At 28.3% G+C, this 12,525-nt stretch carries 8 protein-coding genes and 1 riboswitch; of the genes, 2 read left to right on the forward strand and 6 right to left on the reverse strand.

What is annotated here, in order from left to right:
* Nucleotides 1-333: 333 nt before the first annotated feature.
* The 4 genes from JNUCC81_RS10110 to pdxS form a co-directional block, all read right to left on the reverse strand.
* On the reverse strand, nt 334-7,185 hold the full coding sequence (locus tag JNUCC81_RS10110; protein WP_454093351.1) for an NPCBM/NEW2 domain-containing protein: 6,852 nt from the start codon (nt 7,183-7,185) through the stop codon (nt 334-336).
* A 161-nt stretch (nt 7,186-7,346) separates the two neighbouring features.
* Nucleotides 7,347-7,430: riboswitch (cyclic di-GMP riboswitch) on the reverse strand.
* Nucleotides 7,431-7,613: 183 nt separating this feature from the next.
* Nucleotides 7,614-8,375, reverse strand: a complete 762-nt coding sequence (locus JNUCC81_RS10115) for a CPBP family intramembrane glutamic endopeptidase (protein ID WP_454093352.1) — start codon at nt 8,373-8,375, stop codon at nt 7,614-7,616.
* Between the two features lie 303 nt (nt 8,376-8,678).
* Nucleotides 8,679-9,248 carry a pyridoxal 5'-phosphate synthase glutaminase subunit PdxT gene (pdxT, locus tag JNUCC81_RS10120; protein ID WP_454093353.1) on the reverse strand — a complete coding sequence of 190 codons (570 nt, stop codon included), beginning with the start codon at nt 9,246-9,248 and terminating at the stop codon, nt 8,679-8,681.
* Between the two features lies 1 nt (nt 9,249).
* Nucleotides 9,250-10,128, reverse strand: coding sequence for a pyridoxal 5'-phosphate synthase lyase subunit PdxS (gene pdxS / locus JNUCC81_RS10125; RefSeq protein ID WP_454093354.1), 879 nt, complete (start codon nt 10,126-10,128; stop codon nt 9,250-9,252).
* Nucleotides 10,129-10,233: 105 nt separating this feature from the next.
* Here pdxS and JNUCC81_RS10130 point away from each other — a divergent pair, with 105 nt between their 5' ends.
* Both JNUCC81_RS10130 and JNUCC81_RS10135 read left to right on the forward strand, forming a co-directional pair.
* Complete coding sequence (locus JNUCC81_RS10130) at nt 10,234-10,458, forward strand: HAD family hydrolase (protein WP_454093355.1); 225 nt, start codon at nt 10,234-10,236, stop codon at nt 10,456-10,458.
* A 194-nt stretch (nt 10,459-10,652) separates the two neighbouring features.
* The gene (locus tag JNUCC81_RS10135; protein WP_454093356.1) at nt 10,653-11,066 is read left to right on the forward strand and encodes a flavodoxin; all 414 of its coding nucleotides are present in this window, start codon (nt 10,653-10,655) and stop codon (nt 11,064-11,066) included.
* A 194-nt stretch (nt 11,067-11,260) separates the two neighbouring features.
* Here JNUCC81_RS10135 and JNUCC81_RS10140 read toward each other — a convergent pair whose 3' ends face one another.
* The gene (locus tag JNUCC81_RS10140; RefSeq protein WP_454093357.1) at nt 11,261-12,013 is read right to left on the reverse strand and encodes an AAA family ATPase; all 753 of its coding nucleotides are present in this window, start codon (nt 12,011-12,013) and stop codon (nt 11,261-11,263) included.
* Nucleotides 12,014-12,125: 112 nt separating this feature from the next.
* A complete protein-coding gene (locus JNUCC81_RS10145; RefSeq protein WP_454093358.1) occupies nt 12,126-12,311 on the reverse strand; it encodes a hypothetical protein in 186 nt (61 codons plus the stop codon).
* Nucleotides 12,312-12,525 lie beyond the last annotated feature (214 nt).

Raw genomic sequence — 12,525 nt, forward strand, 5'->3', positions numbered from 1 at the left:
CTTTCTAATATTCTTTTTATAGTATTTATAAATTCATGATCAGGTATAATTAAACTTATACGTTAACTTAAAATAATCTACAGTATATTAACATACTTAGCTTATATATCATCACCTCTATCCCACTATTTATAATACTTTATTAAGTATACTATAGACCAATATAGTTTTACATAGCAATGTTTTCCATGTCAAATGATATTATTGAAAAATAAACCCTAAACTATATAATTAAAAATAGTTCTTAAATCCACGATAAAAAAATAAGAAATATATTTTTTAAATAAAAAAGCATTACCATTTTATAATGATAATGCTTTTTTATTTAAAACTTTATTTAATTTGTAATTCTTCTATAAAGTAATTTAACTGCCACATTACAGACTTTATTTCTTCTTCACTCTTATTTCCATCTTCTATGCAATCTTTAGCTAATTTTTTACCAGCTTCAAAATTACTCCATCTTGCCTCAATATGAGTTGTTGCTCCCATCATATCTTTAGTAATAGTTTGGGTATGTTCTAACATTTTTCTAAGTTCTTTTATTTCTTCACTTTCAATACCTTCTCCATTAGGATTTGCAAAATGAAGTTTCGCTCCTCCCCAAGACGCATGGTCTGAACCGATTCCATTTTTACCATCAGTTACTACAAGTTTTAACTCTTTAGCTCCATTTATACCAACTTCTACATATTTTTGAGAATCTCTAGAGTTCATAACTCCGCTATCAAATTTCTTAGTTCCATCTACATAAACTTCAAAGCTTACTGAAGCAACTGTTCCAAACATTTGTCTATCTACACCTACATATGAACTAAAGTATGCGTAGTCTTTATCAGTTAAATCATATGTTATAGTTGAAGTTGCATGTGCTCCTATACCTTTTTCATATACTACTTCTGCTCCATTTTCATCTGTTAATCTTAAAGCTTTATCACTCATTGATTTATCTTTATTTGGAGTTTTGTAACTATTTTGAGTAGATTTCCAATCATAATCACTTAAGTACTTATAATCTTGCATGTTTACTACTGCTATAGTTCTAGTTTTACTTATTTCGTTACCATCACTGTCTGTAACTTTATATGTTATCGGATATTTTCCTGGTTTATTAAAATTAACTTTACCAGTTACTTCAACTTTTGAAGTTATATCTCCATCCTCTGCATCTAGTGCAACATAATTTTCATTTAAGTCTATTTTTTCACCTAATTTAGTTGCAACTGATTTTGGTATAACTAGTTTTGGCTTAGAGTTTGTAGTGTATAACTTAGTATCTGCCCATGAAGCAAAATCTCCAAGTCCTCCATCTCCTGCATCATTTGCTACTAATTTTAATTCTTTTACTCCGCTTACAGGTATATTTACAAATTCAGCTTTACTATCTTTTCTTATTGTATCTGAAGTATATACTTCTTTTCCGTCTGCAAATATCTTAAATATTATACTTGTTCTATTGTCATTATAGTTTTTGTCTGTACCTAGATATGTTGTAAAATGAGTGTAATCTCCATCTAAGTTATACACTATTTCTGCATTTGTGGCTGCTCCTATACCTTTATTAAACTCTTTTATTTGTCCATTTACATTAAGCTTTATTTTATTACTTGTATTTACTGCAAAATCTTTGTTTACATTTTTCCATCCAGATACTGCTGATTTCCAGCTAATATCACTTATGTATTTATCTTCACTATAAACTACGACTTTTCTTTCCTTTGTTACTATATTTTTATCACTATCTGTTACTTTATAAGTTATAGTATATTTTCCAGTTTTACTTGTAGTAAATCCATTGCTATTAACTTCAACTTTATTAGCTATATTTCCATCTTCTTGATCATTTGCAACTACACCTGACATTAAATCAAATTCACTATTTAATTTTACAAAAGTATTTTCTTCAACTTTTAAAGTTGGGAATTTAGCTTTTATTATTTCTTCAGCTTTATTTAAATCACTTTCAAACAATTTAAATGCAGGATGATTTTTAACCTCTTCTCTTAAAGCTGCTACTTTTTCTAATGTATTATATTTTTCTGTTATCTCAGTTTTACTATTATCAGTAAATAAATCATTACTTACTTTATCTGATAAAGTATCTTTTTTATAAAATGATACTTCACTTAAACTTGCCCAACCTTGATTAGCTTCAATGAATTTGAATTTAACTCTTCTTACATTATTCTTAGATATTTTAAATTCTACAATATCAGTATTACTTCCAGTATATTCACCTTTTCCTGACAATACAAAGTCGTCTCCTTGTGCCTCATCTGAAACATATATTTCAAATTTTCTAGCAAATCCTTTACCACCAGCATCTCTTCTAGCAGAATATGCCATTTTATCTATATCAGAATTTTGCCCTAAGTCAAATATAACTTCATTATTAAATGAGCTACTATTTGCTTTTCCTGTTTCCCAATGAGTATTTATGTTATTATCTATAGCCTTTGATATAACACTGCTACCATAATTTCCACCATTGTTACTTACAGATTTTACTGGTAATTTAAATTCTTTATTGTACTTAGCTAAATTATCAAATTGACTAAACTTAGATTTATTAACTGATAATTCTTCATATACCGTTATATATGATTTTTTCTCTACTGAGTTTTTATCACTATCAGTTACTTTATATACAACTTCAAATCTTCCAGTTTGTCCTTCTTTATAATTGTTAGATATTATTTCTATCTTCGAAGTCAAGTTTCCATCTTCAGCATCTTTTGCTATAATACCGCCCATAATGTCTACTTTATCTCCTAATTTATAAACCTTATCTTTAGCAGTTATAACTGGCTTTGAATTATTAGTAGTTAGTTTTGGATTAGCTATTATACCATGGTCTGAACTATTTCCATTTCCACCATCATGTATTTCTATAACTAATTCTTTTACATCTTTAACATCTACGTTTATATTTATCATATTGTCTACATGTTTTAAAACTGGTGTAGTAGCTAATGTTTTTCCATCTCCTACTATTTTAAATGTTATACTAGATTTATCTTGTGCTTGTAAGCCCATATCTACTCCAAGCAAAGCTTCAAATTTATCATAATCTTTACCAGATAAGTCATAGACTATTTTACCATTTGCATGTATTCCAAATCCTTTTTCAAATGTCTTTATGTCTCCATTTACTCTGCCTTTTATATTAGTATTTCTTCTTGGAGTACCATATTGAGTCTCTACAGATTTCCACTGAACATCTGATAAATAATCATAATTACTTACTACTTCAACTGCTACAACCTTTTCTGTAGTTATACCTGCATCTTCTAAAGTATATCTGACTTTATATAAACCTTTTTTAGCAGTATTTACGTTACTTTCAAATTTAACCTTAGAAGTTAAATCTTGTCCATTGTTACTATTTCCCTTAACATAATCCATAGGGTTAAATTCTTCATTTAATCTTAGAATTAATTTATCTTGTTGAACTTTTATACTTGGTGAGAATGAGTTTATAGCAACTTTATTTCCTGTTCCTAAGTTAAGGTCATAAGGTACAACTTCGTACTTAGAATTTTTGCTATGGTCTGCACTAGTATCTATAAAGCTATTGTTTGAAGTAAATCCTATTATTTCACCATCTTTGATTACTTCAAATCCTAGTAAATCTGATTTAGCATTATCTTTTACATTAAATGTTATCTTCGTTTTATTTTCAACTTGATTTAATGAAACTTCTAATACATTCTTATCAACAAATCCTTTTCCTTTATAATCAAATTTATTATCATTTAAATACCAAATTTTCTTACTTAGCTTTGGATACTTACTAGTTTCTTGTCTAGTCTCTTCGTTTACTTCAAATCCATGTCTTGCAAAATATCCACTTAAATCTTCTCCAATTGCTTCAGATGAGAATTTAATTAAGTATTGCATTTTTACATTAGTAGGATTTTCTTCCCCAAGGCTTACATTTCTTTCTCTGTATAATCTATTTAATTGTCCCCAATAACCTGGCTTGTACATTTCTAATTGCCAGTAAACTGCTAGATTCTCGAAGAATCCACCTTCAGTATATTTATTAGAACTTTCACTTAATACATTTTTGTAAACATGAGAGTCATATGGTATTCTCTTATCTAATTTATTATAGTATCCAGACATATACATAGGTAGCATATTGTTTGTTACTTCACCAAATACTCTTGCTCCTACATCCATTCTATGTCCTATTTCATGAGTTAACCCCCAAGATCCGCCTCTATCTTCAAAAGGAACTAATAAACTCGCCATCACATCACCTTGGACACCTATATGTCCTGATGCTGCATACATATATCCAAATGGTTGAGCAAGTCTTACATTATCTCTTATATATTTAGGATCATTTTTTATGCTACTTCCATCTAAAGCATAGTATTTAAATAATTCTTTCATATGAGTATTATAAGATTTTATAGTATCTAAAGGATTTACACCTTGCTCTATGTAAGCTTGATATGCACCTGTTGCAGTACCTGTCCAGAATATGTGGTCACTTACAAATTCAAATGTATCTATTACTTCTCTGTCCAATACATTAGGGTTTTTCTTTTTATCTTCATCAATTTTCTTTTTATATTCTATTAAGGACTTTTTAAATTCTTCTATATTAGTATCTTTTGTTACAAATGGGAATTTTTGTCCTCCAACAAATCTTATTACTGGTGCCTTAGGCTGTTGCTCAGGTGTATAAGGATTTACAATATATATTGGTCCACCTTTAGTTACATCATGCTTGTACCAATCATCTTTTGGTATTTCTGGTACCGTTATAACATTTTTGCCTGGATGAAGACTTAAAGTTCTTCCCCAAGTTGACCAACTTCCCTCTTGTTGTGAGAAGAATATTTGAGGTAGAGGTTTATTAGGATCTGCATCTACATAAACAGTTAATTTTTCGCCTGGCTTTGCTAATACTCCTGTTGGTTGATTGTTATTTCCAAATCCAAATTTTAAATTCTTGTCTGCATGTTGTACCATATCTCCATGTTGTTCTGCTACAACTACTTTTGTAGTTTCTAAGTTTCCTTGAACTATGTCTTTTGCAGTATTTATATCTACTTTAAATAATTCTTCTAATGGATGTCCTTTTACTTCATTTTCTAGAGCACTTAATTTTTCTAATGTGTTGAAGTTTTCTGCTACTTCATTCATTAATCCATTTGTAAATAAAGATTTCATTTTATCATAAACTTTGTCTTCTTTATATAACCTTAAGTCTCCAATTGAAGCCCAGCTGTCTTGAACATTATCAAATACAAACTTTAATCTTTTTACTTTCGTTGGATTAAATTGTACTTCTAATAAATCACTTGTGACTGTATACTCTCCAGTAGTTATCTTACTAAAGTTATCTCCCTTTGTTGTTGGTGAAACATATATACTAAAGTTTTTAGCAAATCCTTTACCACCATTTCTACTTTTATATACTAATCTATTTAAAACTTGAGCTTCTTTTAAAGTTAAGTTTACTTCATTTTTAAATGAATCAGAGTTTGGTCTTCCTGTTTCCCAATGTGTATTTATATCTTCATCAACTGCAAATTTTAATGCTGATCCCCCGTATTGACCGCCGTTATTCGATATATTTGCTATTTTTTCACTACCTATTCTAAACGCTTTATCATACTCATTTATATGAGACGTGTAAAAAGGTGTAAATTTACTTATAATTGCATTAGTAGATGTTACTTCCCCTTGTTGTACTAATTCTATAGCATTTAGTAAATTTTCTTTATAATCTTCATAAAATGGATGACTTTTAGCTTCTTCTTCTAATGCTTTTATTTTTTCAACAGTATTAAATTCATCTCCAATTTGACTCATCGCAGAATCTTTAAATAGTCTATCCATTTTTTCGCTTAATTTATCTTGAGTGTATAACCCAAACTCAGCTGCACAAGCCCAGTTTTCATATCCTTTTTTAAATACAAATTTAACCCTTTTAAACTCTGTTGGATTAAATCTTATTTCAATAGAATTTTGAGTTATTTGTGATGTTCCACTAGATACTAAGTCAAAAGTGTCACCTTTAGATGTTGTTGAAGCGTATATATCGAATGCTTCAGCAAATCCTCTATTTGAACCACGAGGTGCAGTATATACTATTCTATTTAATTTAGTTAATTCACTTAATTCCATTACAACTTCATTTGTAAAACTTGAAGAATTTTGCTTAGCAGAATGCCATTTAGTCTGTGGATTTCCATCTATTGCTCTAGATATTGCATTTTCTGCATAACTTCCACCATTAGCAGTTATCGATACTATCTTATTAGAAGGTAGTTTGTAAATTTCATTATATGCTGGAAGTAAGTCACTGTTTATATCTTTAAACTTAGATACTTTTGCATCAGTATAACTAACTTCTTTTTTATCAACAATTAACTTAGCATTATCTATATCTTCTTTAAAATCCTCGTATAGTGGATGATTTTTAACGTCTGATTCTAAAGCAATTATTTTTTCTATACTATTAAATTCTTCACTAACTTGATTCTTAGAGCTATTTGTAAATAAGCTTTTCATTTTATCACTTATTTCATCTGCTTTATAAAACATAAATTCTGATGCTGATGCCCACTCTTGATTAGCTTTTTTAAATTTGAATTTTATTCTTTTAAATTCAGTTGAATTGAACTTAATCTCTACTATATCTCCGCTAGATCCTTTATACTCTCCACTAGTTACTAGTTTAAAGTCATCGCCTTCATTTGTAAGAGAAGTATATATTTCAACTTCTTGAGCAAAACCTTTACCTTTTGCCGATACTTGTCTTGCCGCATATACGATTCTGTTTAAGTTAGTTACTTCATTTAACCCAACTACTACTTCATTTGTGAATTCTGAGCTATTTGGTTTTCCAGTTTCCCAGTGTGTCTTTAGATTTCCATCTATAGATTTCTCAATGTTGTCACTTCCATATTTCCCACCATTGTTAGTTATAGATGTTATGTTTGAGTTGTCCATTTTGAATACTTCATTATAAGCATTTAATTTATCATTATTATATAAATCAAATTTACTTATAGTAGCTTTCTTAACTTCATTTTCAGATGAAATTTCTAATTTTGAAGTGTTGCTGTTCGGTATCTCACTTGCTAAAACTTCTATTGTTGTAGCTGAGAAATTAGTGATTATCGCTGCCATAGTTACGGCTGCTATTTTTTTTCTGTGCATATTTTACCTCCTGATTAGTTTTATAACCCTCAGAAGTACATTAAAAAAGCTACTCAAAAAGAGTAGCCTTGTATATTACCTAATAAATTTAATATTTTCACAATAAACAAAAGTAATAATATTAATTAACTAAGCTTAAAAACAAAAAGTATAATGTACTCTTTGGCAACTGGCTGACATAGTTATAAACCTTAGTCCCTATAGCTTTGCGTCCCCAGATTTCCCTAGGTTTGCCTATTTAATTTTATTTTAAAATTATTTTCATTATTATTATACATTTTTTTCCATCATTTGCATAGTATAAATTTTCATTTAATTTTGATTAATCAGACTTAATCGATTTTTTATCAACTTTTAGAATTCTTAGCTTCTATATCTGATTATAAATTCTAGTTTCTTTAAAATTAATAATTTATAATATTATTTTTTCATAATTTTTCTTGAAATATATAAAATATTATAATTGCAGTAATTAATGTAAAAATAGATGTAATTAAATTTGAATCTACTGAAACATAAAATACATAAAAACAAGCATTGTCTATTGCATGAAGAAGTATACACAACCAAATACTTTTTGTTTTATAAAATAACGGAGTCATTATAAATGATGTAGCAATACAACTTATAGCAAATGGTATAAACATAAGTTTTTGTTGATGTGAACCTACAACAAACCACATTGGAATATGCCAAATTGACCAAACAAATCCAAGTACTAAAGTAGCTATAGTTGGAGAAAATCTTTCTAGAAGCCTCGGTAATAGAAATCCACGCCATCCAATTTCTTCAAGTCCTCCTCCAATAATTGCAAAAGGTACAATAAAAATAATTAAGCTAAGTGGATATCGTAGCATCAATAAATTGTTGCCTTGAGTTTTAAAAGCTATATATGCAGATGCCCATAATATAATTGGAGCAAAAATAGTGTATAAATACATAATCGGCTTTTGTTTTATATTTATTATAGATTTTAAAAATAATTTAAATTCATTAGTTTTATTATAGTATCTTTTAAATGTAATAAATGCTGCAATAGAAGGTGAATATCCTGCAATACCATAAATTATCATAAAAATAGGTGTCCCGAAAGTTAATATATTAAATTGTGTTGTTATTATCGATATTGTATAAAAAATCATACTTATGGTGATTAATGAAATCGTGTAAAACTTCAATTCCTTATTCATATATTACCCTCCTTATCTACCTATATTTTTTGTACTATATATAAATTTATTATGCCACTACTATTAATATTACTTGCATAAAAATAAAGCCTATTATATTTAATTATTGTAGGCTTTATAATAATCTCAAATTTGTATATTTTAAATTAATTTATGATAATTTTTTAAACTCTTTTACTATTTTAGCTGAGTTAACGTTGACTTAAAATAACGTAATATTTATAGATTGTAAAGATAGGTTTTACATAAAAAAGCTATGACTTCATGGTCATAGCTTTTTACTTATAGCTATTTTAGTAATATCTAATTTCTTTTTTTAACCATATCTAAAAAATACTTATGAACTCTTAAATCATCAGTTAATTCAGGATGAAAAGATGTAACTAGCATATTATTTTCTTTTGCTGCTACTATCTTTCCATTAACTTTTGATAGTACTTCTACTTTAGCACCTACATTTTTAATATAAGGCGCTCTTATAAATACCATAGGAATATTATCTCCTATGTAATTTACTTTTTCTTCTGTATTAAAACTTCCTAATTGTCTTCCATATCCATTTCTTACAACCTCTATATCCATTGTACCAATATGTACATCATCATTTTTAATCTCTTTAGCAAGTAAAATCATACCTGCACAAGTTCCCCATACAGGAGTTTTACTTAAAATTTTTTCTTTTAATGTAACATGTAAATCAAGTGTTTTAAGTAATTTTCCTATTGCTGTACTTTCCCCACCAGGTATAATAATCCCATCAATATTTTCAAAATCTTCTTTATTTCTAATCTCTATAGATTCTGTACCTAATTTTTTTAACATATTTATATGCTCTCTATAAGCACCTTGCATTGCTAATACCCCTATATTCATATTACCATCCTCTAACTGCTAACTTTTCTTCATTTGCTAAGCTACTTACAGATATTCCACTCATAGCATCACCTAAATCTTCTGATATCTCAGCTAGTTTTTTAGGATTATTGTAATGTGTAACTGCCTTAACTATAGCCTCTGCTCTCTTCTCAGGATCATCTGATTTAAATACACCAGATCCTACAAATACACCATCGCATCCAAGTTGCATCATTAAAGCTGCATCTGCTGGAGTCGCAATTCCTCCTGCTGCAAAGTTAACTACTGGCAATTTACCATTTTCGTGAACATATTTTATTAAATCATATGGAGCACCCATTTCCTTAGAAATATTCATAAGCTCTTCTTCTCCCATAGATACCACTTTTCTTATATCGGATATCATAGTTCTCATATGTGTAACTGCTTCAACTACATCTCCTGTTCCAGCTTCACCTTTAGTTCTTATCATTGCACAACCTTCACCTATTCTTCTTAGAGCTTCTCCTAAATTTCTAGCTCCACATACAAAAGGAACATTAAACTTAGATTTATCAATATGATATATATTATCTGCTGGAGTTAATACTTCACTCTCATCTATAAAATCTACTTCTAAAGCTTCAAGTATTTGTGCTTCTACAAAATGTCCTATTCTAACCTTTGCCATTACTGGTATACTTACCGCTTCTTGAATTTCTTTAATCATTTTAGGGTCTGACATTCTTGCTACCCCACCATCTTTTCTTATATCTGATGGGACTCTTTCTAAAGCCATTACTGAACAAGCTCCTGCTTTCTCTGCTATTATTGCTTCAGCTGGATTTGTAACATCCATTATTACTCCACCCTTTAACATTTGTGCTAAATTTTTATTTAATCCATATCTACTATTCATACAAAATTCCCCCTACCTTTAAATTTTTACTTTAACAATAAAAATAGTAGTACAATTTATACGTATTATCAATTAATATCTTCTGAAATACTTGTTTAAACTCAATTGTATCCATACATTTTTTTTCAATACAATGTATCTAGAAAATACTTAAAAAGCAATTTTGACATTGAAGATATAGAAACTTATAAAGTAGAAATGCTATCAACTGTTGAATGTAGTATAGATATGGGAAATACAAGTGATGAAGTTAAAGGTTATGCTAAAAAAGTAACTAAAACTGTACATAATGATGGTATAGCTTTCGGCATTGAAAATTTCATATTATAAAAAATTCACTTTGCTCATGTCACCAACAACCTACAAATCAGCTCAGTTTCTCAAAATCATAAGCACTCTAGTTATAAACCATTTATCTAGAGTGTTTTATTTTTATTGATATTAATTATCATTTTTATTTACAAATAATTATTAATATGCTATTATCTAATTAAGTTAAATAATATTTACGGAGGTAGATTGATATGAATAAAGTTAATATAATATATTGGAGTGGCACAGGAAACACTGAAACAATGGCTCAATCTATATTTTCAGGTTGTAATGATGATGCTAAGTTATTAAGTGTTGATAAAGCTACTCTAAATGATATAGATGAAGCTGATGTATTATTTTTAGGTTGCCCTGCAATGGGAGATGAAGTTTTAGAAGAAGGTGAAATGGAACCTTTTATGGAAAGTATCTCTTCTTTAGATAATAAAAAAGTAATACTATTTGGATCTTATGGTTGGGGAGATGGCCAATGGATGAGAGACTGGGAAGAAAGAATTACAAGCTTAGGAGCTAATATAGTTGAAGAAAGCGTAATTGCAAATTATGACCCAGAGGCTTCAATATTAGATTCACTTAGATCTTTAGGTGAAAAATATTCTAAATAAAATTCGCTACACTCATGTAAACAACGACCTGCAAATTAGGTCCATTGATCAAATTTAGTAGTTAAAATTCTTTCTGTTGTATTTAATTATTTATTTACAACTTAAAATTTAAATATTATTGTATACACATTTAAGATCCCCTAGTAATCATTTTGATTTCTAGGGGATCTTATTTAATTTAAATATATATTTAATTAACTCATAAGTATTTTTAAAAACTTTTCTCTATTATTTAAAAAATCTTGAGTAATTTGATAATTCTCGCTTTCTTCATAATTTACAGTAGTTATCTTTTCTTCTTTTATTTCATATATTACTGAATTTGGATAAGCCATAAGTATTGGCGAATGAGTTGCTATTATAAATTGACATCCTTCATTAACAAGTTCATTTAATCTAGTTAATACTGCCATTTGCCTTGCTGGAGATAAAGCTGCTTCTGGTTCATCAAGAATATAAATTCCATTTCTTGAAAACTTGTTTAGAAAAATAGATAAAAATGATTCTCCATGAGATTGCTTATGTAAGGATACTCCTCCATATGCGTTTATAATCGGCATACCCATAGTCTCTTTATCTAGTTCATCTATATTAGATGCAACATTGTATAAGGATTCTGCTCTTAGAAAAAATCCTTGCCTAGGCTTTTTAAATCCTTTTGATAGTGTTATGTATTTATGTAAGTCTGAATGACTATCACAAGTTGAAAAGTTAAAGTTTTTGCTACCACCTTCTGGATTAAATCCGTAAGATACTGCTATTGCTTCTAATAGTGTGGATTTTCCACTCCCATTTTCTCCAACTAAGAATGTAACTTTAGGATGAAATTCTAATTTGTCTAAATTTTTTATAATTGGTAGACAAAATGGATACTTATTTATATTATCTATTTTATCTTTGTTTAATTTTACATATCTAATGTATTGTTTAATATTTATCTCTTCCAATAGTAATCACTCCTTGCAAACTTAGTATAACACGTTATTGATTTTAATTAATATTATTCATAAGCTATAAAAGTAAACTTACTTAAAACCATAAGATTAACACCCTAAAAATTTATTTAAATCTCTTTGGCTTCTCTACTCTCATAGCTATTATATAACCACATTCTGTGCATATATATGCTATTATATTTGAGCTCAGTCCAAATGAATCCATTGGCTGCATACTTCCATAACCTTTTTGTATTCCTCTCTCTATTTCATCGCAACCACAATTTGGACATTTATCAATGTTTATCATATATTCATTCTCCTTAATTATAATATTTGTATTTTATAGTATAATTTATCTATTTTTAAAGTTTCTTCTTTAACTTTTTCTAATTCATTTTAGGTAATTGTCATAATTAATTACTATATTTTCTATCTTAGCATAATTTAATTTCTTAGATTTACTAATAAACTATCAAATTAACTTTAACTTTTCAATACATTGTGCTTAAAATGCCGTTTTT

It is taken from the genome of Faecalimicrobium sp. JNUCC 81, assembly GCF_053667625.1.

What these genes read in the sequence shown, in the direction of transcription:
- pdxT (WP_454093353.1), bottom strand. Translation starts at nt 9,248, where the DNA reads ATGAATATAGGGGTATTAGCAATGCAAGGTGCTTATAGAGAGCATATA.
- pdxS (WP_454093354.1), bottom strand. Translation starts at nt 10,128, where the DNA reads ATGAATAGTAGATATGGATTAAATAAAAATTTAGCACAAATGTTAAAG.
- JNUCC81_RS10110 (WP_454093351.1), bottom strand. Translation starts at nt 7,185, where the DNA reads ATGCACAGAAAAAAAATAGCAGCCGTAACTATGGCAGCGATAATCACT.
- JNUCC81_RS10135 (WP_454093356.1), top strand. Translation starts at nt 10,653, where the DNA reads ATGAATAAAGTTAATATAATATATTGGAGTGGCACAGGAAACACTGAA.
- JNUCC81_RS10115 (WP_454093352.1), bottom strand. Translation starts at nt 8,375, where the DNA reads ATGAATAAGGAATTGAAGTTTTACACGATTTCATTAATCACCATAAGT.
- JNUCC81_RS10145 (WP_454093358.1), bottom strand. Translation starts at nt 12,311, where the DNA reads ATGATAAACATTGATAAATGTCCAAATTGTGGTTGCGATGAAATAGAG.